The organism is Salinicola peritrichatus, assembly GCF_003206715.1.
Classification (GTDB): Bacteria; Pseudomonadota; Gammaproteobacteria; order Pseudomonadales; family Halomonadaceae; genus Salinicola; species Salinicola peritrichatus.
The window spans coordinates 223-23,175 of record NZ_PZJU01000018.1 but is presented as its reverse complement, the minus strand read 5'-3'; the positions used below and the strand labels follow the sequence as shown (position 1 = coordinate 23,175).

Annotated in this window: 21 protein-coding genes; 13 read left to right on the top strand and 8 right to left on the bottom strand. The window is 60.1% G+C overall.

Features of this window, described 5'->3' with window-relative positions:
- The first annotated feature begins 3 nt into the window (after positions 1–3).
- Together DOM57_RS07910 and DOM57_RS07905 are read left to right on the top strand one after the other, a co-directional pair.
- Positions 4–726, top strand: coding sequence for a hypothetical protein (locus DOM57_RS07910; RefSeq protein WP_162619481.1), 723 nt, complete (start codon positions 4–6; stop codon positions 724–726).
- A complete protein-coding gene (locus tag DOM57_RS07905; protein ID WP_110648684.1) occupies positions 723–2,636 on the top strand; it encodes a V-type ATP synthase subunit A in 1,914 nt (637 codons plus the stop codon). The genes DOM57_RS07910 and DOM57_RS07905 overlap by 4 nt, the downstream gene beginning before the upstream one ends.
- 119 nt (positions 2,637–2,755) lie before the next feature.
- Here the strand turns inward: DOM57_RS07905 and adhP are convergent, their stop codons facing one another.
- Positions 2,756–3,784 carry an alcohol dehydrogenase AdhP gene (adhP, locus tag DOM57_RS07900; RefSeq protein ID WP_110648683.1) on the bottom strand — a complete coding sequence of 343 codons (1,029 nt, stop codon included), beginning with the start codon at positions 3,782–3,784 and terminating at the stop codon, positions 2,756–2,758.
- Between the two features lie 348 nt (positions 3,785–4,132).
- Between adhP and DOM57_RS07895 the strand changes: the two genes are divergently transcribed.
- The 3 genes from DOM57_RS07895 to DOM57_RS07885 are packed head-to-tail and all read left to right on the top strand — an operon-like array spanning position 4,133 to position 9,052.
- Positions 4,133–5,209, top strand: coding sequence for an HlyD family secretion protein (locus tag DOM57_RS07895; RefSeq protein WP_110648682.1), 1,077 nt, complete (start codon positions 4,133–4,135; stop codon positions 5,207–5,209).
- Positions 5,206–7,935 carry a ribosome-associated ATPase/putative transporter RbbA gene (gene rbbA, locus DOM57_RS07890; RefSeq protein WP_110648681.1) on the top strand — a complete coding sequence of 910 codons (2,730 nt, stop codon included), beginning with the start codon at positions 5,206–5,208 and terminating at the stop codon, positions 7,933–7,935. Before DOM57_RS07895 ends, rbbA begins: the two co-directional genes overlap by 4 nt.
- A gap of 1 nt (position 7,936) precedes the next feature.
- Positions 7,937–9,052 carry an ABC transporter permease gene (locus DOM57_RS07885; protein ID WP_110648680.1) on the top strand — a complete coding sequence of 372 codons (1,116 nt, stop codon included), beginning with the start codon at positions 7,937–7,939 and terminating at the stop codon, positions 9,050–9,052.
- A 70-nt stretch (positions 9,053–9,122) separates the two neighbouring features.
- Here DOM57_RS07885 and DOM57_RS07880 read toward each other — a convergent pair whose 3' ends face one another.
- Both DOM57_RS07880 and otsB read right to left on the bottom strand, forming a co-directional pair.
- Positions 9,123–9,539 carry an Hsp20/alpha crystallin family protein gene (locus DOM57_RS07880; RefSeq protein ID WP_110648679.1) on the bottom strand — a complete coding sequence of 139 codons (417 nt, stop codon included), beginning with the start codon at positions 9,537–9,539 and terminating at the stop codon, positions 9,123–9,125.
- Between the two features lie 145 nt (positions 9,540–9,684).
- On the bottom strand, positions 9,685–11,247 hold the full coding sequence (gene otsB / locus DOM57_RS07875; RefSeq protein ID WP_162619480.1) for a trehalose-phosphatase: 1,563 nt from the start codon (positions 11,245–11,247) through the stop codon (positions 9,685–9,687).
- 1,090 nt (positions 11,248–12,337) lie between these two features.
- Between otsB and DOM57_RS21750 the strand changes: the two genes are divergently transcribed.
- The 4 genes from DOM57_RS21750 (at position 12,338) to fnr (ending at position 17,897) form a co-directional block, all read left to right on the top strand.
- Entirely contained in the window at positions 12,338–12,697 is a 360-nt protein-coding gene (locus DOM57_RS21750; RefSeq protein WP_162619479.1) for a cyclic nucleotide-binding domain-containing protein, read from the top strand.
- Between the two features lie 364 nt (positions 12,698–13,061).
- The gene (locus tag DOM57_RS07865; RefSeq protein ID WP_110648676.1) at positions 13,062–14,135 is read left to right on the top strand and encodes an NAD(P)-dependent alcohol dehydrogenase; all 1,074 of its coding nucleotides are present in this window, start codon (positions 13,062–13,064) and stop codon (positions 14,133–14,135) included.
- A gap of 54 nt (positions 14,136–14,189) precedes the next feature.
- Entirely contained in the window at positions 14,190–16,580 is a 2,391-nt protein-coding gene (locus DOM57_RS07860; RefSeq protein ID WP_110648707.1) for a phosphoketolase family protein, read from the top strand.
- Positions 16,581–17,123: 543 nt separating this feature from the next.
- On the top strand, positions 17,124–17,897 hold the full coding sequence (gene fnr / locus DOM57_RS07855; RefSeq protein WP_110648675.1) for a fumarate/nitrate reduction transcriptional regulator Fnr: 774 nt from the start codon (positions 17,124–17,126) through the stop codon (positions 17,895–17,897).
- 94 nt (positions 17,898–17,991) lie between these two features.
- Here fnr and DOM57_RS07850 read toward each other — a convergent pair whose 3' ends face one another.
- Positions 17,992–18,384, bottom strand: a complete 393-nt coding sequence (locus tag DOM57_RS07850; RefSeq protein ID WP_110648674.1) for a DUF6691 family protein — start codon at positions 18,382–18,384, stop codon at positions 17,992–17,994.
- Positions 18,385–18,499: 115 nt separating this feature from the next.
- Entirely contained in the window at positions 18,500–18,823 is a 324-nt protein-coding gene (locus DOM57_RS22245) for a SulP family inorganic anion transporter (RefSeq protein ID WP_338056466.1), read from the bottom strand.
- On the opposite strand from DOM57_RS22245, the gene DOM57_RS22700 reads away from it, so the two are divergent.
- The 3 genes from DOM57_RS22700 (at position 18,770) to DOM57_RS21740 (ending at position 19,839) form a co-directional block, all read left to right on the top strand.
- Positions 18,770–18,973, top strand: a complete 204-nt coding sequence (locus DOM57_RS22700) for a helix-turn-helix domain-containing protein (RefSeq protein ID WP_110648673.1) — start codon at positions 18,770–18,772, stop codon at positions 18,971–18,973. The genes DOM57_RS22245 and DOM57_RS22700 overlap by 54 nt on opposite strands.
- 145 nt (positions 18,974–19,118) lie before the next feature.
- Positions 19,119–19,292, top strand: coding sequence for a hypothetical protein (locus tag DOM57_RS21745; protein ID WP_162619477.1), 174 nt, complete (start codon positions 19,119–19,121; stop codon positions 19,290–19,292).
- A 295-nt stretch (positions 19,293–19,587) separates the two neighbouring features.
- A complete protein-coding gene (locus tag DOM57_RS21740) occupies positions 19,588–19,839 on the top strand; it encodes a hypothetical protein (protein WP_162619476.1) in 252 nt (83 codons plus the stop codon).
- Positions 19,840–20,237: 398 nt separating this feature from the next.
- On the opposite strand, the gene DOM57_RS07835 is transcribed toward DOM57_RS21740, so the two are convergent.
- Both DOM57_RS07835 and DOM57_RS07830 read right to left on the bottom strand, forming a co-directional pair.
- On the bottom strand, positions 20,238–20,843 hold the full coding sequence (locus DOM57_RS07835; protein WP_110648672.1) for a hypothetical protein: 606 nt from the start codon (positions 20,841–20,843) through the stop codon (positions 20,238–20,240).
- A gap of 173 nt (positions 20,844–21,016) precedes the next feature.
- On the bottom strand, positions 21,017–21,727 hold the full coding sequence (locus DOM57_RS07830) for a cation diffusion facilitator family transporter (protein ID WP_110648671.1): 711 nt from the start codon (positions 21,725–21,727) through the stop codon (positions 21,017–21,019).
- Between the two features lie 62 nt (positions 21,728–21,789).
- Between DOM57_RS07830 and DOM57_RS07825 the strand changes: the two genes are divergently transcribed.
- The gene (locus tag DOM57_RS07825) at positions 21,790–22,230 is read left to right on the top strand and encodes a MerR family DNA-binding protein (protein ID WP_110648670.1); all 441 of its coding nucleotides are present in this window, start codon (positions 21,790–21,792) and stop codon (positions 22,228–22,230) included.
- Between the two features lie 30 nt (positions 22,231–22,260).
- Here DOM57_RS07825 and DOM57_RS07820 read toward each other — a convergent pair.
- Positions 22,261–22,953 (bottom strand): FAD-binding protein (locus DOM57_RS07820; RefSeq protein WP_110648706.1); only part of this gene is annotated, 693 nt, incomplete at its 5' end.

Below are 22,953 nucleotides of genomic sequence, written 5' to 3'. Positions count from 1 at the left end.
TGGATGCGCAATCGTAAGGAGGTCGGTTTGTCGTTCACCGCCTATCGCTACACCATGCTGCTGAGTTCTTTGCCGCACCTGCCACGGCCTTATGAGTACCAGCGCCTGCCGATCACGCGGGTCCAGCTCGAACAGCGCCTCGGCCTGCTGGAGACACAGGATCGGGCCTGGATCGACGCATTGGAGCGCCTGCTGGTTCCGCAGCGGCTGGGGCATTTCGACGACGACGTGGCGTTGCTGCGCAGTGCTCGCCAACTGCTGGGAAAACTCGATCCCCTGAGCCGACCCCATGCCTGGCTGCAGTGGTGGCTGACCCTCAACGGCCTCACCGCTGCCCTGCGCTTGCGCCAGCACGGTGGCATCGCGCCCGGCCCCCTGGCCGAGTTGCCAACGGTGGGCCGCCAGTTGGTGCGTCACTGGTCGCACCCGCTGTTCCAACTCGACCACCGCCATGCCTACCTGGAGTCCCTTGCCGCTCAGGTATCCAGTGAACGCGCCGAGGTACTGGAACGCGCGCTGGTCGAGATCGCCTGGGCTCATTTCAGCCGCCAGCGCGCCGACCATCCCTATGGACTGGAGGATGTCATGCTCTATCTCTACCGCTGGTGGCTGGTGGAGCGTGCCGCCCCACGCGATACCGATGTCGCCCGCGAGCGCTTCCTGCGGTGGGTGGATGCCATTCCCGCCCAGGATTTCGTCACTCACTTCGAGACCAACGCATCATGACACAGGCTGCCACTTCCCCAACGCCGGCCCCCGGGACGCCGACGGACGCCACCGCCAGGGTCGTCGCCATCAACGACGACGTCGTTACCATCATGCTCGACGATACTGCCCAGGGCAGTCTGATCAAGAACGAGGTGGTCTATCTCTGCCCACCCCCGGATGCCGGCATGGCCCGCACGCTGCTCAAGGCCGAGGTACTTCGGGTTCGCGGCGGCCAGGCCGACGTCCAGGTCTACGAGGATACCCGCAACCTGGGGGTCGGCGACCCGGTGATCCAGAGCGGCGAACAGTTGACGGTGGAACTCGGCCCCGGCCTGCTGGGGCAGATCTACGATGGCCTGCAAAACCCGCTGCCACGCCTGCTGGAACGCGGTGGCACCTTTCTCCAGCGCGGCACCGAGGAGCGCGCGCTGGACGACAAGCGCGAGTGGTCGTTCGAAGCCCACGTGCGCAGCGGCGACGAGGTCGTTTCCGGAGACGTGCTGGGCACGGTCCAGGAGGGTCGCTTCAGTCATCGGATCTTCGTCCCCTTCGCGCTGCGCGGAAGCTTCAAGGTGGCCTGGATCCAGGCCGGGACCTTCACCATCGATACCGTCGTCGCTCGGCTGGTCGACGAGGCGGGCAGCGAGCATCCGGTGACCATGACCCAGCACTGGCCGGTACGCCATCCGCTGAGCCAGGAACTGGTCGACCAAGGCCAGATCGAAAGGCGCTATCCCGAGACCCCGCTGACCACCACCATCCGCCTGATCGACACCTTCTTTCCCATCGCCAAGGGCGGCACCGCCTGCATTCCCGGTCCCTTCGGCGCCGGCAAGACGGTGCTGCAGAACCTGATCTCGCGTTATTCGGACGTCGATATCGTGATCATCGTGGCCTGTGGCGAACGCGCCGGGGAAGTGGTGGAGACCATCACCGAATACCCGCAATTGGCGGACCCTCGCACCGGCGGCACGCTGATGGACCGCACCATCATCGTCTGCAATACCTCCTCGATGCCGGTCGCCGCGCGCGAGGCTTCGATCCATACCGGCACGACACTCGGCGAATACTACCGGCAGATGGGCTACGACGTGCTGTTGATCGCCGATTCCACCTCGCGCTGGGCCCAGGCGATGCGCGAGACTTCCGGGCGGCTGGAGGAGATTCCCGGCGAGGAAGCGTTCCCCGCCTACCTCGAGTCATCGATCCGCAAGCTCTACGAACGCGCCGGCGTGCTCGGTACCGCCCATGAGGAGAGCGGCAGCCTGACCCTGATCGGTACCGTCTCCCCCGCCGGCGGCAACTTCGAGGAGCCGGTGACCCAGGGCACGCTGAGCACCGTCAAGACCTTTCTCGGCCTGAGCTACGATCGCGCCTACAAGCGCTTCTACCCCGCCGTCGACCCGCTGATCTCCTGGTCGCGCTATGCCGACCAGCTTTCCGCCTGGTTCCGCAAGACCATGGGCGAACACTGGCAGGCCGACATCGACCGGCTCAAGGCGTTGCTCCATGAAGGCGACGAGATCCAGCGCATGATGCAGGTCACCGGCGAGGAAGGGATCGGCGATGCCGACTTCCTGACCCAGCAGAAGGCATTGCTGATCGACATGGTCTACCTGCAGCAGGACGCCTTCGACAAGGTCGATGCCTCCACCTCTCTCGATCGTCAGAAGGCTACGATCGAACTGCTGATGCGGCTGATCGATGCACCGCTGACGTTCGATGGCAAACAGCGCATCCGCGAGACCTTCACCCGCTTCACCGACCTGTTCCGCAACCTCAACTATGCCGAGTTCGACAGCGACAGCTATCGGCAATACCGGCAAGCCATCGAGAGTCTGCTCGAGACATCCACACAGGGCGGAACCGGGACCGAAGCCAAGACGACGGTCACCGGGGACAAGGCAAGAAGCACGGAACAAAGCTGAACGGGAGTTCGGGCAACATGGCGAGGCGCTTCCCCGGAATGGTGGGCTGATTGCCGCCACCACTCCAGGAAAGCGCCCCTACGTCCATTACCATTGATTGTCAAAGCAACCGCCAAGAGTCACTCCATGACCATGACCATGCGGCCATCTACGGTGCCGTTCTCGAGATCGCTGAAGATCTGATTGACATCCTCGAGCTTGGCCTTGTGGATATGGGTCTTGACCTTGCCCTCGGCGGCAAAGCGCAAGGCCTCCGCCATATCGTTGCGCGTCCCGACGATGGAACCGCGCAAGGTAATGCGCTTCAGCACGACGTCGAAGATCGGTGTCTCGAACTCTCCCGGCGGCAGACCGTTGAGGCTGATGGTCCCCTTGCGACGCACGTAGTTGAGCGCCTGATTGAAAGCCGGCACCGAAACCGCGGTGACCAGCACCCCGTGCGCACCGCCTTGCGTCGCGGCGATCACCTGATCGACGGCGTCATCGTCCCGGGCATTGACCGCGACATCGGCACCGAGCCGTTTGGCCAGGTCTAGCTTCTCTGGAGAGACGTCCAGCGCCACCACGTGCAGGCCCATCGCCTTGGCATACTGCACCGCCACGTGGCCCAGGCCGCCGATACCGGAGATCGCGACCCACTCCCCCGGCTTGGCGTCGGTCTCCTTGATACCTTTGTAGGTGGTGATGCCGGCACACAGGATCGGCGCGATGGCGGCATAGTCGACACCTTCCGGCAAGCGTGCGACATAGTCGGCGTTGCCGATGGCGTACTCGGCGAAGCTACCGTTGACGGTATAACCGCTCATGTTCTGGCTTTCGCACAGCGTCTCCCATCCGGTGAGGCAGAATTCGCAGTGCCCACAGGCGTCGTGCAGCCACGCGATGCCGACGGAATCGCCCTCCTTGAGATGCGTGACGCCATCGCCCAGGGCAACGACTACGCCGGCGCCCTCGTGCCCCGGAATGAAAGGAGGTGTCGGCTTGACCGGCCAATCTCCATGGGCGGCGTGCAGATCGGTGTGACAGACACCGCTGGCCTTGATCTTGACCAGCACCTCTCCCGGCCCGGGTTGCGGCACTGGCACCTCTTCGATCGCTAGCGGCTGGCCAAACGCGTGGACAACCGCCGCCTTCATGACATCGGACATACCTCCCTCCTCATCTCGGCCCAGGGCCGGTTCGATTGGATACGGAGTCGGCATTCGCATGTCGACGCCTCCACTCAACTCCAGATATCTGGCCACCACAAGGGTAAAATTGCCGCAGGCAAGACTGGGGAACGACTTGCCGAAGCGGCCAGGCTGGCAGTTCGAAGGCGATACCGTTACGTTAAGGCTGAGGAACGATCGGAGCCGGCCTGAACAGCAAGCCTTTTTCCGTCATCGACCGCGGGTTGCGCGGTTATGTCACGGGGAATGTGCCACGATTTTGCGTGATCATGCTCCCGCCTTGATCACTTCCCCTTGCCGACAACGACGCCACGAGGACGCGCCACGATGACCCCCAAGCAGAAGCGACTCCTGATTCGAGCATCGATCGCCGTGGTCGTGGTGGCCGTGGCGGGAGCGCTGGCCTGGCAAATGCTGAAACCCCAGGGCTACGGCGATGCCATCGCCAGTGGCAACGGACGCATCGAGGCGACCGAGATCGATGTCGCCACCAAGCTCGCCGGACGGGTGACGGAAATCCTGGTCAAAGAGGGCGACTTCGTGGAACCTGGCCAGGTGGTGGCTCGCATGGATACCCAGAGTTTGGAAGCCGAGCGGCGCCAGACCGAGGCGGAGCTGCAACGCAGCCGCAACGCCCTGCAGACCGCTCGCGCCGGGGTGGCCCAGAACGAGAGCAACCAGGCCGCCGCCGAAGCGACGGTGCATCAACGCGAAGCCGAACTCAACGCCGCCCGGAAGCGCTTCGAACGTTCCAACGCCTTGCTCGAGCGCAACGTGATCTCTCACCAGCAGGTCGACGACGATCGTGCCGCGATGCAGAGCGCCCAGGCGGCATTGGCGGCTTCCCGGGCCCAGGTCTCGGCGGCCCAGGCCAGTGTGGCCGCGGCCCGCTCCCAGGTGATCGAAGCGCAGTCGGCGATCGCCGCGGCCCAGGCCAGCGTCGAGCGGGTGCAATCGGACATCGAGGACAGCCTGCTGCGTTCCGACCGTCTGGCCCGGGTGCAGTATCGTGTGGTGGAACCCGGCGAGGTGCTCGCGGCCGGTGGCAAGGTGCTCAACCTGGTCGATCTCACCGACGTCTACATGACCTTCTTCCTGCCCACCAGCCAGGCCGGCCGGGTCGCCCTCGGCGACGAAGTCCACCTGATCCTGGACGCCGCGCCCGGTTACGTGCTGCCGGCCAGGGTCAGCTTCGTCTCCAGCGTGGCCCAGTTCACCCCCAAGACGGTGGAAACCGAAAACGAGCGGGAAAAACTGATGTTCCGCATCCGCGCCCGTATCGCCCCCCAACTGCTGCACGAGCATATCCAGCAGGTCAAGACGGGGCTGCCCGGCGAAGCTTATCTGAAGCTCGACCCGGACGCCGAGTGGCCGGATGAACTGCGCGTGAACGTCGCCTCATGAGCGAGGATACCGTCGCCGTCCTGTCGGAAATCACCCTGCGCTATGGCAACAACCTCGCGCTCGACGACCTGACCCTGGAGATTCCCGCCCGGCGCATGGTCGGTCTGATCGGGCCCGATGGAGTCGGTAAATCCAGCTTGCTGGCGCTGATCGCCGGCGCCCGGCGAATCCAGTCGGGGCGGATCCAGGTGCTCGGCGCGGACATGAGCGATGCCACCCAGCGCCGCCTGACCGGCCCCCGGATCGCCTATATGCCCCAGGGCCTGGGCAAGAACCTCTACCCTACCCTCAGCGTGCGCGAGAATCTCGAGTTCTTCGGCCGTCTGTTCGGCCAGGATGGCCAGGAACGCGATCGCCGCATCCGCGAACTGACCGCCAGTACCGGATTGGAGCAGTTCACCGAGCGGCCGGCGGGCAAGCTCTCCGGCGGCATGAAACAGAAGCTGGGACTCTGCTGCGCGCTGATTCACGATCCCGACCTGTTGATTCTCGACGAGCCCACGACCGGGGTCGATCCGCTGTCGCGCAGTCAGTTCTGGGAGCTGATTTCGCGCATACGCCAGCAGCGTCCGCAGATGAGCGTGATCGTCGCCACCGCCTATATGGACGAAGCCCAGGGTTTCGACTGGCTGATCGCCATGGATGCCGGCGTGATACTCGACCGGGGCGAACCCGGGGCACTGCTCGAACGAACCCTCTGCAACTCGCTGGAAGCCGCCTTCGTCCAATTGCTGCCCGAGGAGAAACGCCGGGGTCACGTCGAGTTGGAGATCCCACCGCGCCAGACCGATACCGAGGTGGCGATCGAGGCCCACGGCCTGACCAAGCGTTTCGGCGATTTCACCGCCGTCGACCATGTCGACTTTCGCATCGAACGTGGAGAAATCTTCGGTTTTCTCGGCTCCAACGGCTGTGGCAAGTCCACCACCATGAAGATGCTGACGGGTCTGCTGTCGTTCGAGGAAGGCGAAGCTTCGCTGTTCGGCCAGCCGGTCGATCCCAGGGATATCGAGACCCGGCGCCGGGTCGGTTACATGTCGCAGGCATTTTCGCTCTATGGCGAGTTGACGGTGCGCCAGAACATCGACCTGCATGCGCGGCTGTTCCAGCTCTCGCCACAGCGGCATGCCACTCGCCGCCAACAGTTGCTGGAGCAGTTCGACCTGGGCGATGTCGCCGACCAGTTGCCGGGGAGTCTACCCCTCGGTATCCGACAGCGTCTCTCGCTGGCGGTGGCGGTGCTGCACGAACCGGAAATCCTGATCCTGGACGAGCCCACCTCGGGGGTCGATCCGGTGGCCCGGGACGGTTTCTGGTCGCTGCTGGTGAGGATGTCGCGCGAGGACAGCGTCACCATCTTCATCTCCACCCATTTCATGAACGAGGCGCTGCGCTGCGATCGCATCTCGCTGATGCACGCCGGCAGAGTGCTCGATAGCGACACTCCCCAGGCGTTGATGGCCAAGCGTGGACACGACGACCTGGAAGAGACCTTCATCGAGTACCTGAAGGAGGCCAGCGATACGCCGGAGCCCCCAACGGCCACGAACGGGGAGATCGTCGTCGTTCCAGCCAGCGACACCGCCTCGGAGAGCGCGCCGCCCCGCTTCAGTTGGCGTCGACTGTCGAGTTATGCCCGACGCGAGAGCATGGAGCTGCGGCGCGATCCGATCCGCGCCACCCTGGCCCTGGCAGGCACGCTGATTTTGATGTTCATCATTGGCTATGGCATCAACATGGACGTCGAGAATCTTTCCTTCGCCGTGCTCGACCGTGACCAGACCACCACCAGCCAGAACTACACCCTCAATCTCTCCGGCTCACGCTACTTCAGCGAAAAGGCACCGTTGCAAAGCTACGACGAGATGGACGAACGCCTGCAACGTGGAGAGATCAGCCTCGCGGTGGAAATTCCGCCCCGGTTCGGCCGTGATCTCAAGCGCGGCGATTCCCCCGAGGTGGCATTCTGGGTCGACGGTGCGATGCCGAGCCGGGCCCAGACGATTACCGGCTATGTGCAAGGTATCCATACCGCCTATCTGCAGCAATTGGCCCGGGAGGCCGGCAGCGACACGGCTCAGCCGGTCGACGTTGCCCTGCGCTATCGCTACAACCCCGATGTACAGAGCCTGCCGGCGATGGTGCCGGCGGTCATTCCGCTGCTGCTGATGATGATCCCTGCGATGCTCACCGCACTCGGCGTGGTCAGGGAGAAGGAACTGGGTTCGATCATCAACTTCTACGTCACTCCGGTCACGCGTCTGGAGTTCCTTATCGGCAAGCAGTTGCCCTACGTGGCCATGGGGATGGTCAACTTCCTGCTGTTGGTACTGCTGTCGATCTTCGTTTTCGACGTACCCGTCAAAGGCAGCCTGCTGGTACTCGGCGTGGGGGCTCTGCTCTACGTGCTCTGCGCCACCGGATTGGGACTGTTGATCTCGGCACTGCTCAACAGTCAGATCGCCGCGGTATTCGGCACCGCCATCGCCACCCTGGTTCCCGCCATCCAGTTCTCAGGGTTGCTGCACCCGGTCTCCACGCTGGAGGGTGCCGCGACAGTCGTGGGCCACCTCTACCCAACCAGCCACTTCCTGACCATCAGTCGTGGCGTCTTTTCCAAGTCGCTTGGCATGTTCGAGCTATGGCCCTACTTCCTGGCGCTGGCAATCACGATCCCGGTACTCACGTTGGCGAGTCTGGCGGGCCTGAAGAAGCAGGAGAAATAGGATGCGCTCGCTATCGAACATCCTGTATCTGGGCATCAAGGAGTTGCGTACCCTGGCACGCGATCCGGCCATGGCCGTGCTGATTCTCTATGCCTTCACCCTGAGCGTCTATTCGAGTTCCACCAGTGTCCCGGAAACGCCCCACCGTGCCAGTATCGCGATGGTGGACGAGGATCGCTCACCCATCTCTCAACGCCTCATCGATGCCTTTCAGGAACCCTACTTTCTCGAACCGGTACTGACCGACCATGCCGACATGGACGAGGGCATGGACGAGGGGCGCTATACCTTCGCCCTGAACATCCCGCCCGATTTCCAGCATGACCTGCTGCGCGGAGGGCAGACCTCGATCCAGTTGAATGTCGACGCCACCCAAATCAGCCAGGCATTCACCGGCGCCGGCTATATCCAGCAGATCATCAACGACGAGGTCATGGTATTCCTGCAAGGCAGCGGAGTCCCTTCTACCCGCCCCGTGCAGGCGGTGATCCGCACGCGCTACAACCCCAACCTGACCCAATCCTGGTTCGGCGCGATCAACGAAGTCATCAATCAAATCACCATGCTGTCGATCATCCTGACCGGTGCCGCACTCATCCGGGAACGGGAGCACGGCACGATCGAGCACCTGCTGGTCATGCCGCTCACGCCGTTCGAGATCATGGCGGCCAAAGTGTGGTCGATGGGACTGGTGGTATTGGTAAGCACCGCGCTGTCACTTTATTTCATCGTCGGCGGCTGGATGGGGATACCATTGCGAGGCTCGATGACGCTATTCCTGCTAGGTACGGCCCTGCACCTGTTCGCTACCACATCGATGGGCATCTTCTTCGGCACCGTTGCCCGCTCGATGCCACAACTCGGCCTGCTCATCATCCTGGCGCTGATCCCGTTGCAAGTCCTCTCCGGCGGCATGACCCCGCGAGAAAGCATGCCTGAAGTGGTTCAGCACATCATGCTGCTGGCACCGACCACACACTTCGTCGAGCTCGGTCAACACATCCTGTTTCGCGGTGCCGGTCTGGCCATCGTCTGGCCACAACTGCTGGCGCTGGCCGTGATCGGTACCGTGTTTTTCCTTTTCGCTCTGCTCCGCCTGCGCCGTTCGCTCGCCTGAAGCAATGGTAAAAAGAAAAACCGCACCGACCATGCAACCGATGCGGCAATCCTGTCTCAGCGCTTCCTGCTCATTCCGACTTCACGGTGATCTTCTTGGCTGGGGCGATCTCCGCCTTCGGCACATGGATGGTCAACATGCCGTCCTTGCCATTGGCACTGATCCGCTCCTCGATGACATCGGATGGCAGCGAGAAACTGCGCGAAAAGCGACCATAGCTGGTCTCGACCAGGTGGTGCTTGGCGTCCTTGCTCTCTTTCGTGTCATGCCGCTCACCCCTGAGCGTCAGCACGTTGTTCTGTACCGTGATCTCGACATCCTTGCCGTCGATACCAGCCAGTTCCGCTGTGATGACGTACTCCTTGTCGGTTTCGCTGATATCCACTGCCGGTGCCCAAACCTCGCGGGAAGACGCCGGGCGGTTGCGGTTATAGCGATCGAAGAACGCTTCCATTTCGCGGAAAGGATTCCAGGTGGTTAGTTCCATGACTTGCTCTCTCCCTGTCCAGGGCTATGAAAGTGGCCGAAGCCATGCTCAGTTTGCGCCGATGGGTGAACCCAGACTTGATCTGGGTCAAGGTTCACGACGGGACGGAGAACATTCCATGAGTGCGCTGCCGGACGGACGGCTTTCAATAGTTTGCTAGACGGTCTAGAACGGTTTTCACGTCCGCAACATCATTTAGGCGGAAGCATGCAGTTGTCAAAGAGGATACCGAAAAAACAATCACCCCAATGCCATTTTTTCCCTGCGACACATCGAAGGCGTCTTCATCCGCCTCATCGCCACCGATACAGAACGGCAATAGCCTTGAACTATTCACATCCAAAGTTTTCAACAACCACAACAGCGCTTTTCCTTTATCCCATTCCACCGCCGGCCTGATTTCAAAGGTCTTTTTTCCACCAGTCCGACGCAAGGCGGGCAATGCCATCTCAATGACTCTGGCCACCAGATTATCAATCGCATTGACATTTTCCGAAGACACCAACCGGTAATGTACGGCAATCGAGAACCGCTTACGTTCGACAATCACTCCTTCGACTGTCGCCAACTGCCGTCTAAGTCGACGTTCCGCCCAATCCAGTATGGGGAGATGTTCGATGGCCTCCGGGCATTCCATACGAATGCCATTCGGTTCCGCTATATCCAGGCCGTGGCTACCTGTATATACAAGATTATCCGACCCCATGAGATCCGCGACATCGTATAGATCACGGCTACTAATTATGCCGATAAAGACTTTTTTGGACAGCCGATCCAGGGTTTCCCGCATGGTTATATCGAGTAGAGCCATCTCCGGACGCGCTATCATTGGTCTCAAGGCGCCATCATAGTCTAGAAATATAGCCGGAGCCTTGTTTTCCAGTCGTCTTACAATGATGGAAAAGTATTGATTAACGCCAGATTGTCGAAAGAGATCCGATCGATGCAACTCCATCAAGTCGGTAATAACCATGTCCGCGCCATGTTGAATCAAAACCGATCTTTTCCCATCACCGCCAATTGCCACAATCAATCCATATCCGGCGGACTTAGCGGATTCGATACCTGATAGCGTCCCTTCAATCGTTAACAACCGGATCGGTTCAAGGTTCAGTTTTTTAGCGGCATAACGATAAACATCCGGACTGGGCTTGCCATGCAACCTTTGTACTTCTGCCTCGACCCCATCGATGCACACATCGAACAGTCCCGTCAAACCGGCCTTATCTAGAACCTGTCGTGCATTTCGACTCGATGACACCAGTGCCGATTTCAGGCCTGCCGCCCTGATGCTACGAATGAACACGACAGTCGTTTCGATAACCTCTACACCATCGCGCTCCAGCAACATACGGAATAGCTCGTCTTTTTTATTTGCCAGCCCCTGAACGGTTTCTTGCTCGACCGAATCATTTTCATTGCCTTCTGGTAAAATCATCGATCTTGATGTCAAAAACCGTTTGACTCCTTCAACAGGTGATCGACCATCGACATGAAGCCAGTAGTCTTTTTCCGCATCGAAGGGTATAAAGGATTTATTATGGCGGGCGGTTCTGGATTTCAAATAATCATCGAATATAGATTTCCACGCTTGGCAATGTAGCTTTTGTGTCCGCGTGACGACACCATCGAGATCGAAAACACAAGCCTCGATAAGCTTTCCCTCATCAAAGCTCGTATTGTTATCGGATAGACGTAAAGTAAGCATTTGGTAGCTCCTACGCCATATGGCGCTCTCAGGCGAATGCATGAAACTCGCATGGGTTTAACCCATTTTTCCATCATTCTCCCTATGAGAATGGCCAACTTGATCCATATCAAAAATGCGCCAATTTCCAACCAAAATTGAATCTGCCATGGCGCTGTCTTCCTAGCACACCTTACATTCATTGGGCTAAGCCGGAATTGCCGGTATCCAATAATTCGGGAGTCTTCCCGGATGCAGGCATACCCATTCCATGCCGGGGAAATCCTAGCAGTAAAATCCACCATGTTTTATTCCTGCATGACAACTTCGATTATCATCACCGCTGACTTTGCCGACATCTTCTATCTTGAGTACCGGACAATATAAATCCAGTCTCCGGCGCCGCTCCGATATTACTCTCCCAAATTTACGGATCCTCTCATTATCTCAGGCATGTCTCTATCCTTTTAACCGGATGTAGTATCGAACCGGATGTAGTGTCGAACCGGATATAGTATCGAACCGAAGTGACGGGACCATGCTATGGCATTGCTGGCTGGAGAATCTTGATCGGGATCAAATCCACAGCAACCGATCGATTCGGACAGGCAGATGACGATGAGACTCCAGGGTTTCCCATCGGCGAAAAGCTGCGGGACTTGATAGTAGGATCGTGGCGGTATGTTGCGATAGTGAGCGGATCGAATGAAAGATACGAGAAATTCATGTAAAATCATTAATATATGAATTATTTTAAATTCATTAATCCATTGAATCCAAAGCGTTTGCCTCTCGATTTCAACATGCCCTGATGGCAGCCCTTGTCTTTTTTCTTTTCCTCGCTTTACTCACTCTACTGCCTCCGTTGCGCTTGGGACTCGTGTCAGTCGTTATCCTTACGCCCGGGCTCACAAATTCGACATCGATTGATCAGCCACGGAGCAAGGGATAGCGCCATGTCCTTATCACCCATCGGCGGCTCGCACCATCCCGGGCCCGGCATCCACTGTCGCACTTGTAGTCTCAGTTCGTTATGTTTGCCATGGCACTGAAAGTGCAGGCCATGGAAGAGTTCGATGCCATCATCAAGCGCCGGTCTCCCTGATTCGCGGTGAAGTCCTCTGCCGCCAGGGAGGAGCCTTTCTCCGAGGCCTTCGCAGTCCGTTCCGGTAGCTTCAAACAGGTCGTTCTCGATCAGGAAGGCGTAGAACAGATCACCCACTTTCACCTACCGGACGAACTGATGGGGCTGGAAAGCATCTCTGAAGGCAGCCATGTGAGCTTCATTATCGCTCTGGAGCGGGCGACGGTCTGTGAAATCCCGTTCCATCAATTGGTTGTATTGACCGAGCGTTTACCGGCGTTGCGCAATCAACTTTATCGCAGCATGAGCCAGGGCATGGGCGATGATCGACGTCTGATCCGCTTGACCGTAAAAGCGCCGACGAGCGAATGGCAAGCTTTCTGCTGATCTGGCACGGCGCTGGCCTTGAGGGCCGCATCGAGCCCCACGGCCAACCCACCCGCTGCGGCACTTCCATCGCTTGCCGGCACTCGATTCGACACCATCACCAGACGCTCTCTACTCATCTCCGGATCCTCCATTATCATGGCTGGAATGCCGGCGACTGACCGCGTTTCGGACAGACCGACTATCACCATCCTTGCGATCCCGGAATGCCCCTTGATCCGGATCAAGAATCGACCAGCGCAAAAGCCAACGGCTTCCGGATACCGCCGATGCCGGCTTGATCCAAGTCAAATCGACGATGTGCGTCCCGCCGGATACTGATTCCGTCCTCGGACAATGCCCCATTGAGCGCAGGAGACAAGCCATGACCACGATGAAAGCCGCTGTCTATGTCGAACCTGGTCGCATCGAGCTGACCGAGAAACCGTTGCCCGCCATCGGCCCCGACGATGCCTTGATGCGTATCACGACAACCACCATCTGCGGCACCGATGTGCACATCTTGAAGGGTGAGTATCCAGTCACACCGGGGCTGACCGTTGGCCATGAACCAGTCGGCGTCATCGAGAAGCTTGGCGCCAATTTGCAGGGCTATTACGAGGGCCAGCGCGTCATCGCCGGGGCGATCTGTCCGGGTTTCACCTCCTTCGCCTGCCAGGACGGCCATCCGGCGCAGGATGGAGGAGGCCACGGCCACGGCTACAAGCCGATGGGCGGCTGGCGCTTTGGCAATACCATCGATGGGGTTCAAGCCGAGTATGTACGGGTCCCCGATGCCCAAGCTAACCTAGCGCCGATCCCCGACGGACTCAACGACGAGCAAGTGCTGATGTGCCCCGACATCATGTCGACCGGTTTCGTCGGGGCTGAAAGTGCCGCTATCGGCATCGGCGATATCGTGGCGATCTTCGCCCAGGGGCCGATCGGACTATGCGCAACCGCCGGCGCCCGGCTGCACGGCGCGAGTTGCATCATCGCGGTCGATGGTATCGACCAGCGCCTGGCCATCTCGCGCAACATGGGCGCCGATGTCACACTGAACTTTCACGAGGTCGACGTCATCAGCGAGATTCTCAAGCTCACCGGCGGCCGCGGCGTCGATGCGGCAATCGAGGCGCTGGGCACCCAGGCCACCTTCGAGTCGGCATTGCGCGTGCTCAAGCCCGGCGGCACGCTCTCCAGCCTTGGAGTCTACTCCAGCGACTTGACCCTGCCGCTCGACGCCTTTTGTTCCGGCCTCGGCGATCACCGTATCGTCACCTCGCTGTGCCCCGGTGGAAAAGAGCGCATGCGCCGATTAGTCGATGTCGTATCGGCGGGGCGAGTCGATACCGCCTCGCTGGTCACGCATCGCTACGCCCTCGACGACATCGTCGAGGCCTACGACCTGTTCGCTCACCAGCGTGATGGTGTTCTCAAGGTCGCCATCACGCCGTGATCAATGAACGCCGGGCCAATGTCCGGCATGATTGCAAAAAGCGACGAGGTCGCCATGTCCGATACCCAACCACTCCTGGACGAACGGGAGCTTGCACGCATCAATGCCTGGTGGCGCGCCGCCAATTATCTGACGGTGGGCCAAATCTATCTGCAGGCCAATCCACTGCTGCGCGATCCACTGACGGTCGAGCACATCAAGCCACGCCTGCTGGGCCACTGGGGTACCTCGCCGGGTCTCAATCTGATCTATGCTCACCTCAACCGGCTGATCCACGAACGCGATCTCGACATGCTCTATCTGACCGGGCCCGGCCACGGTGGACCGGCGCTACTCGCCAATGTCTGGCTGGAAGGCAGTTACAGCGAGCACTTTCCCGACATCCCCCGGGATGCCACCGGTATGCTGAAACTGTTTCGTCAGTTCTCGACGCCAGGCGGTGTCCCCAGTCACGTCAGCGTACCCACCCCAGGCTCCATTCATGAAGGTGGCGAACTCGGCTACGTGCTGATGCACGCCTTCGGCGCGGTATTCGATAACCCGGAGCTGATCGCCACCGCCGTGATCGGTGATGGCGAGGCGGAGACCGCACCGCTGGAAGGTTCGTGGAAGGGCGTGCGATTTCTCAACCCCGAGCGCGATGGCGCGGTACTGCCAATACTGCATCTCAACGGCTACAAGATTGCCGGCCCCACGGTGCTGGGGCGTCAGAGCAACACAGCCTTGAGCCGGCTGTTCGCAGGGCACGGCTATGCGCCACGCTTTGTCTGCGGCGATGACCCGACCGAGGTACATCAGGCACTGGCCATGGCACTGGAAGAAGCGTTCGACGATATCGCCGCCATCCAACAACGGGCCCGTCGCGATGGACTGCAGCAACTACCGGTATGGCCGATGATCATATTGCGCACGCCCAAGGGTTGGACCGGCCCCGAACAGGTGGATGGCAAACCGGTGGAGGGCACCTTCCGCGCCCACCAGGTACCGCTTGCTGGAGTGGAAAACCACCCTGAACATCTGCGCCAGCTCGAGCAGTGGCTGGCCAGTTACCGGCCCGAGACACTGTTCGATGAGGCTGGCCGACCGGCGCCCGAGATCCTGGCGTTGGCGCCCGAAGGTCGGCGACGCATGGGCTCGAATCCGCACGCCAACGGCGGCCGGCTGAGCATAGCGCTCGAACTGCGGAACCTGAGCGAGTATGCACTGCCCATCGATCCCGCCCGGCGTGCGCGTCGGCGCCATGAATCCACCCGGGTACTGGGCGCCATGCTGCGCGATATCTATCACGACAATCCTCGCAATTTCCGCTTGTTCTGTCCGGATGAGACCAACTCTAATCGGCTGGGGGCAGTGTTCGAGGCCAGCGACCGCTGCCTGGTTGCCAGAACCCTCCCCGACGACGATCATGTCTCGCCCCAGGGACGGGTCATGGAAGTGCTTAGCGAGCACAGCTGCCACGGCTGGCTAGAGGGCTACCTGCTCACCGGGCGCCACGGCCTGTTCGCCAGTTATGAGGCTTTCGCCACCATCGTCGATTCCATGGCCACTCAGCATGCCAAGTGGCTGGAACATGCTCGGGATGTCCCCTGGCGGGCCTCGATCGCTTCGCTCAACTACCTGCTGACCTCGACCTGCTGGCGCAACGACCACAATGGCTTCAGTCATCAGGGGCCGGGGTTCATCGACGCCCTGCTGACCAAGCAGCCATCGGTGGTGCGCATCTACCTGCCGCCGGATGCCAATTGTCTGCTGTCGGTGGCCGAACACTGCCTGAAAAGCGTCAACTACCTCAATGCCATTATCATCGACAAACAACCTCAGTTGCAGTATCTGACGCTTGACGAGGCGCGCTCCCACTGTGCCCGGGGCGGCAGTATCTGGAAGTGGGCGAGCAACTGCGGCAGCGAAGAGCCCGATATCGTCATGGCCTGTGCCGGCGACATTCCCACCCAGGAGACGCTGGCGGCGGTCGATCTGTTACGCGATTTTCTTCCCGATCTGAGGATTCGCGTGGTCAATGTGGTCGACCTGATGATTTTGCCGCCAGCGGAACGCCATCCCCACGGTATCAGCGAGTCGCACTTCCTATCGCTGTTTACCGCCAGCCGACCGGTGCTGTTCGCCTTTCATGGCTATCCTGGGGTGATCCATCAACTGCTGCACGGTCGCCCTGCCGCCGAACGCTTTCATGTACGCGGCTATCTCGAGGAAGGCACCACCACCACACCGTTCGACATGGTAGTACTCAACCGCATCAGCCGACTTCATCTCTGTCTGGATGTGCTGCGCTACGTTCACGGTCAGCTCGCCCGCAGTGCCAGACTCATCACCCATCTGGAAGCGCAACTGGCGCGGCACCACGACTATATCCGCGAGCACTTCGATGACCCGCCGGAGATTCGTGACTGGAGCTGGTCGCGAGACGCCACCACTGGCTCCGAATAAGTTAGTCGCATACTGCTTCACTCGGACGCCAGCGGAAATTGACAACATAGGCGAACGGAGGCAAGACAAAGTAAAATCTAACGACAGATCGTCAGCAGCGACGATTGGGCGGCCCTGCCGCTTGGAGCGCGAGCGACCGGGATGTCGCGAGTCAAAAGGCGGAGTCAATGCGCATGGTGACTGGAGCCAAGTCCGCGCCGGCCAACCGAGTTGACGGGCAGAACCGAGGGTGCTTCCCTCAGCGCAAGCCATAGGCTGGGTAACGACCATGCTGCATGGGTGGGTTGGGTGGCCAACGGAAAAACAGGTTGCAGTTAATTCAGATTAAATAGACAAGAGATGAATTATTCACACGCTGTCAATTCACTGAATACAAAGGGGTTCCATTTCGAGATCGCGATGCCGCTGTCGTAGTCCTTGTCTTTTCCCTTTTCCTCGCGCTACTGTCCCCCGATAGTCTTGGGACTTGCGCCACCGTTATCCTCATGCCCCGGGCTCATAATCGACGCTTTATAATTAACCACGAAGCGAGAGGATGGCGTCATGTCCGTATCGCCCATCAGTGGCCCACACCGCCCTGGGTCCGGCACCCACTGCCGCACCTGCAGCTTGAGTTCACTTTGCCTGCCGTTGGCGCTGGAAGCGCAGGCCATGGAAGAGTTCGATGCCATCATCAAGCGGCGGGCGCCCTTGGTTCGCGGTGAGTCCCTCTGCCGCCAGGGAGAGCCATTCTCGCAAGTCTTTACGGTCCGTTCGGGAAGCTTCAAGCAGGTCGTTCTCGACCATGAAGGCGAAGAACAGATCACCCATTTTTATCTGCCGGGCGAATTGATGGGGCTGGAAAGTATCGAGGAAGGCAGCCATGCTGGCTTTATTATTGCCCTGGAGCGGGCAGCGGTTTGTGAAATCCCTTTTCATCAGTTGGATGTCTTGACCGAGCGCTTGCCGGCGTTGCGCAATCAACTTTATCGCTGCATGAGCCGGGGCATGGGTGAAGATCGCCGTTTGATTCGATTGTTGACCTGCAAAAGTGCCGACGAGAGAATGGCGAGCTTTCTGCTGGATCTGGCACGCCGCTTCGAGCGTTACGGTTATTCTCCGGCGACTTTCCGCCTGCCGATGTCCCGCACCGATATTGCCAACTATCTGGGTCTGGTGTTGGAAACGGTCAGCCGTATTCTCGGCCGGCTACAGCAGCAGTCACTGATCGCACTCAAGGGGAGAGAGCTCCATATCCTGCAACCGGAAGCCCTCTATCAGCTATCCGAGTCCTCCCATTGTCACGGCAACCCGGCGTTATCCCGGAGTAGAGGGTAGCCATGCGCGGATTAGAATGCGGCTCTCGACCGTCGCTCGACACGCTCACAACCGGTAACCTCAAAACGAGGCGACCAACCTCAGCGAGCGGGCGTCAGGCGGCGCACCAGCCCGCAGCCATGGCAAGCAAGAAGGCCGCCAACGGCCAGGAAAGCCCCGCGACCGACGCCACTGCCGGACCCGGGCAGTAGCCCGAGAGCCCCCATCCCACACCGAACAGGGCCGCGCCGCCAAACAGTCGCGCATCCAGATCGTGTCGCGTCGGTAGCTGGAACCGCGAAGCGAAGAGCGGCGCGGCACGCCGCCAGACCAGACGATAGCCGATGAAGGTAATAATGACGGCACTTCCGAGAACGAAGATCAGAGTCGGGTCCCAGTCGCCGGCCACGTCGAGAAAACCGACCACCCGTGCCGGGTCGGTCATGCCGCTGATCGCCAGGCCGAGGCCGAACAGCACGCCAGCCAGATACCCTGCCAGCGCTTTCATGGCATTCCTCCCAGCCCCAGCCAGTGGCGCGTCACGAAGACCGTCAACACGGCAGCGGCAAGCAAGGTAGTCCGCCGAGCCCGGTGCGCCCACCCGCCGAGAGCGGCAGCCGTCATCAGCGAGACAGCAGCCATGGGTCGACCGATAGCGTGGAACTGCTACCTAGAAGGGTGTAAAGCAACAACGGTAACAAGCTAGCATAAAGCCCCACTACCGGGGGTAGTCCCGCCAACATGGCGAATGCCAGTGCCTGTGGGAACAACGTCAGCGTTACGATTGTCGCCGCCAGCAGATCCGCGCCGAACAATCCGCGATCATAACGCCGCCCCCAAATCTGAACTGCACCCCGAAAGTTGGACACCGATCCAACCTTCGGGTGTTTTTGATGGCGAGATATGACGAGAGGTTCAAGCTGCTGGTCGTTCAGCAGTGTTTGCATGAGGACGTCAGTCTAGGGGAAGTCGCTCACCAGCATGGTCTGGATAAGTCCACCGTATCGCAATGGCTAGAGAACTACCGGCAGCATGGCGTGCTGGGCCTGCGCAAGAAGTACAGTCCGCAGTGCGGCTTTCAAGCGGGAGGTGCTTGAGCGAATGTGGCGGGATGGCCTGTCACAGCGCCAGACGGCTACGTTGTTCGATATCCGCGAGCGCAGCGCTATTGGCAGATGAGAGCGTCAGTACCATAGTGGATGTTTGACCGCCTTGGAGCCACAACGCAAGGGACGCCAACCGATGCCCCAGAAACCTCCTTCACCACCGCCCGCTGATGAAGAGCGCTCCCACGAGGAGTTGCTTGAAGAGTTGGCGTATCTGCGGGCAGAGAACGCTTATCTAAAAAAGCTCGATGCCTTGATCCAGGAGGAGCAGGCGGCGCGAGGCAAAAAGCGCAAGTCGTCCAAGGATTAAGGCATGAACAACCACTCGCCTTGCTGTTGCGAGCGGCCGGTCTCTCGCGCAGTACGTTCTACTATCAGCGCAAGGCTCAGGGCACGGGTGACAAGTACGCCGCGCTGAAAACGCGCATACGCCGAATCTACGACCACCACCGGGCCGGATCGCTTCCGAACCAGCCCGATAAGACAGGGGCGCGACAACGATCTTGAAAAACACCATCTCCGAAGCCCTTGCACACGGTGTCATCATCTCGAAAACATCCAGCGCTACCCTGCCTCATGACTAGGCAAGCCAGGAGAGCCAATCGATGAATACAGGATCTTTTGTTCACGTTGCGGCAGCGACGAAGCGATGCCTGCCAAATAGCTGTTTGGATTGGGACGAAATCACCTGTATGGAGTGCGGAGAGTTTCTCACGACCTGCGGCTCGCATACGGATAGGCATGAAGTGAGTTATCCCATACAGGTTCTTAACATGGCATGCGGCATGATCCTGAAAACGGTTCATACAGGCCGCAAGCCGAACGAACCAAGCTTTTCGGACAAGGCACTGACATGATGCGGATCATACTCGATTTACGCTGCAGTCACTGCGGTCATGAAGAATTCTACGTTCCCACGTCTCGTGATAACGACGATCGCGTAACATGCACCCATTGCAACGCGTTTCAATGCGATACCGACGATCTTGAGATTGCATTGCTTGATGCCCAGCGGGAAAAGGCGCGGACACGAGCCGCCTAGTGCAGCAATCCCCTTCGCTAACTCTAAATTAGCCCCGTTCACAATAGAGAGGCCATCAAGCTCTCCTCTTGATGGCCTCTTTCAAGCTAGGCGCTTTCCACGACTACGCTGTGCTCGTCCATATAGCGAATCCTTCGGGCCAGCCTTCGGCTGTTACTCCCTACGGTCGTTGCGCCTTGCCTGCCCATCGCTCGTCGATTTTTCAGACAGAGCTTAGGCGCCGAGATAGCGGTTCAGCTTGCCGATCTGATACAGATCGTGCATGTACCGGTCGAAGCGGGATATCAGGTAGGTCAACACGATCAGTGTGTAGATCATGACCATCAAGACGAACTTGCTATTCGTCCAGGCGAAAGCCTGTCCCGGCACTTCGTAGGCGATGGTATACAGGCTCAAACCACCCAGGAAGAGCACGAGTAGACAGTTCACCAGTACGGCGATCAACAACGCTGGGCGCAAGTCCCTCCGGGGAGGGCTCGTCTTCCAGAACGGCAGGTGGCGGATCTGGATCTTGCCGTTGCAAACGAGCCGTCGCTTGCGTCGACGCAGCGGTTCGACCATGGCAGCGGTGTCATTACCCGCCAGGGCGGCCTGCACCACACGCCGATCGATATCGCTGCCGAGCAGGGCCTCGAATCGCTGCATCCAGCTTGCCGAACGAGCCGATGCATAGGCATCAGCCCCGTCGGCTTCGGCAGCGGCGGTTTCAGGGCGTCTCTCGTCGTCCCCGAAGTTCTGGTCATAGTAGATGTCGTAAACCTGATAGACGGCAATGGCGACGCCAGCGAAGATCAAAAACAGCATCAAAACAGTCAACATGCGCGCTCCCTGTTCATGGCCTCGGCGGCTATGCGCGCCGACACGGTCTCATGCGACTTATTGTATCTCCGATGCGCCCCCTGGCGAGCGGGTCCACATCGCTGCCGATATTGCTATCGGAGCCGACGGGACGCAACGATTACCGTCCGGGCGCGGTTTTATGTCGCAACCGGCTAGCGGCAGCAATCGCTCGACCGGCTGGCGCGGCTTCGGGAACAGCAGGAGTCAGTCTCTTGAGGGCCTGCGGCCTCCACCGCCACCGAAGGACAACAAGCGGCACGCCACGCCTGGCATGATTCCCAGAGAACTTGCCATGCGGAATGCAGGAACAACACGGCGATCGCCAGCCCGACGATGACATCCGGCCATAGCGTCCCGGTCATTGCGACGGCGCCGGCAGCAACGATGACACTGACATTGGCCACCAGGTCATTGCGTGAGCAAAGCCAAGTCGAGCGCATGTTCAGATCCGCGCTGCGATAGCGATAGAGCAACAAGAAACAGACGCTGTTCGCCACCAGCGCGATGGCACCGACCACGCCCATCGCGCCTGCCTCGGGAACGCTACCGACAACGCTCTTGTGGATGGCTTCGGCGATCACGGCAATGCCGAAGAGCAACATGAAAGCGCCTTTGATCAACGCGGTCCCCGCGCGAATCCGGTCGCTGCGGTGCAGCGCGTACAGCGTCAGCGCATAGACGGTGGTATCGCCGAACATATCGAGCGAATCGCCCAGCAGCGCGGTGGAGCCAATCACCCAGCCGGCGATGAATTCGAACAGGAACATTACGCCATTGATGACCAGGACGGCATAGAGCACGCGAGCCTGACGCTCGCGCAGCAGGGCAAGCTCGCCAAGCTTGTTTTCGCAGCAGGCATCCATGATCCGACTCCTTCACCAGAAGGCTGCTAGGATGAAGGTTATAGTCGCTACAAGGTCAAGCCATGAAGCATCACACGACAGCGGCCCGCGACCACTTCACCATCGGTCAATTGGCCACATTGACGGGAACCAAGCCCGTCACCATCCGCTACTACGAGCGCACGGGTCTGTTATCCCCCGCGAATCGCTCGGCTGCGGGCTACCGCCTGTACACACCCAACGAGCGGGATCGCCTGGACTTCATCAGGCGCTGCCGGCGTCTGGGCCTCGGCCTCGACGAGGTCAGAGCCCTGCTGCGACTATCCGACGATCGCGCGGCCCCGTGCCGGCAAGTGGATGCCATCATTCATCGCCAACTCGAGCAGGTACGAGAGCGGATTCGCGATCTGCAGTCGCTCGAACGGGAGCTGGAGCGGCTCGAGCTTGGCTGTCAGGCCGAAACCGTCGAAGCGTGCAAGATCATCGAAGCCTTGTCGCGGCGCGACGAACCGACACCCGTCTGAAACGGATGCCGGTCTTGCCGGAATGGCGGGTTACAGCTTCCGCTCCAGCTCCGGCAGGATCTCGAACAGGTCGCCCACCAAGCCGTAATCCGCCACCTGGAAGATCGGCGCCTCCTCGTCCTTGTTGATCGCCACGATCACCTTGGAGTCCTTCATCCCGGCGAGATGCTGGATCGCGCCGCTGATGCCCACCGCAATATAAAGCTCGGGCGCGACGATCTTGCCGGTCTGCCCCACCTGCATGTCGTTGGGCACGAAGCCGGCGTCCACCGCCGCTCTTGATGCGCCGATGGCGGCACCGAGCTTGTCGGCGATGCCGTCGAGCAGCTTGAAGTTGTCGCCATTGCCCATGCCGCGACCGCCGGAGATGACCACTCGGGCGCCGCCGAGTTCGGGACGCTCGCTCTGGGCGAGTTCTTCGCCGAGGAAGCGGGAGGTGTCGTTGGCGACGACGCTGTCGAGCGCTTCGATGACGGCTGGACCGCCCTCGCTCACGGCGTCGAAGGCGGTGGTGCGTATGGTGATCACCTTGAGCGGGTCGTTCGATTTGACGGTGGCGATGGCGTTGCCGGCGTAGATCGGCCGCTTGAAGGTGTCGGCGCTCTCCACGGCGATGATGTCGGAGATCTGGTTGACGTTCTCGAGCGCGGCCAGGCGCGGCATGACGTTCTTGCCGCCGGTGGTGGCGGCGGCCAGCACGTGGCTGTAGTCGTCGGCGATGGC

Bases quoted from the DNA above. Each gene is read 5' to 3' on its own strand.
- DOM57_RS07880 (WP_110648679.1), bottom strand. From the start codon at position 9,539: ATGGAACTAACCACCTGGAATCCTTTCCGCGAAATGGAAGCGTTCTTC.
- adhP (WP_110648683.1), bottom strand. From the start codon at position 3,784: ATGTCCGATGTCATGAAGGCGGCGGTTGTCCACGCGTTTGGCCAGCCG.
- DOM57_RS07885 (WP_110648680.1), top strand. From the start codon at position 7,937: ATGCGCTCGCTATCGAACATCCTGTATCTGGGCATCAAGGAGTTGCGT.
- fnr (WP_110648675.1), top strand. From the start codon at position 17,124: ATGTCCGTATCGCCCATCAGTGGCCCACACCGCCCTGGGTCCGGCACC.
- DOM57_RS07910 (WP_162619481.1), top strand. From the start codon at position 4: ATGCGCAATCGTAAGGAGGTCGGTTTGTCGTTCACCGCCTATCGCTAC.
- DOM57_RS07905 (WP_110648684.1), top strand. From the start codon at position 723: ATGACACAGGCTGCCACTTCCCCAACGCCGGCCCCCGGGACGCCGACG.
- DOM57_RS22700 (WP_110648673.1), top strand. From the start codon at position 18,770: ATGGCGAGATATGACGAGAGGTTCAAGCTGCTGGTCGTTCAGCAGTGT.
- DOM57_RS07860 (WP_110648707.1), top strand. From the start codon at position 14,190: ATGTCCGATACCCAACCACTCCTGGACGAACGGGAGCTTGCACGCATC.
- DOM57_RS07865 (WP_110648676.1), top strand. From the start codon at position 13,062: ATGACCACGATGAAAGCCGCTGTCTATGTCGAACCTGGTCGCATCGAG.
- DOM57_RS21740 (WP_162619476.1), top strand. From the start codon at position 19,588: ATGAATACAGGATCTTTTGTTCACGTTGCGGCAGCGACGAAGCGATGC.
- DOM57_RS07835 (WP_110648672.1), bottom strand. From the start codon at position 20,843: ATGTTGACTGTTTTGATGCTGTTTTTGATCTTCGCTGGCGTCGCCATT.
- rbbA (WP_110648681.1), top strand. From the start codon at position 5,206: ATGAGCGAGGATACCGTCGCCGTCCTGTCGGAAATCACCCTGCGCTAT.
- DOM57_RS07825 (WP_110648670.1), top strand. From the start codon at position 21,790: ATGAAGCATCACACGACAGCGGCCCGCGACCACTTCACCATCGGTCAA.
- DOM57_RS21745 (WP_162619477.1), top strand. From the start codon at position 19,119: ATGCCCCAGAAACCTCCTTCACCACCGCCCGCTGATGAAGAGCGCTCC.
- DOM57_RS22245 (WP_338056466.1), bottom strand. From the start codon at position 18,823: ATGCAAACACTGCTGAACGACCAGCAGCTTGAACCTCTCGTCATATCT.
- otsB (WP_162619480.1), bottom strand. From the start codon at position 11,247: ATGCTTACTTTACGTCTATCCGATAACAATACGAGCTTTGATGAGGGA.
- DOM57_RS07850 (WP_110648674.1), bottom strand. From the start codon at position 18,384: ATGAAAGCGCTGGCAGGGTATCTGGCTGGCGTGCTGTTCGGCCTCGGC.
- DOM57_RS07830 (WP_110648671.1), bottom strand. From the start codon at position 21,727: ATGGATGCCTGCTGCGAAAACAAGCTTGGCGAGCTTGCCCTGCTGCGC.
- DOM57_RS07895 (WP_110648682.1), top strand. From the start codon at position 4,133: ATGACCCCCAAGCAGAAGCGACTCCTGATTCGAGCATCGATCGCCGTG.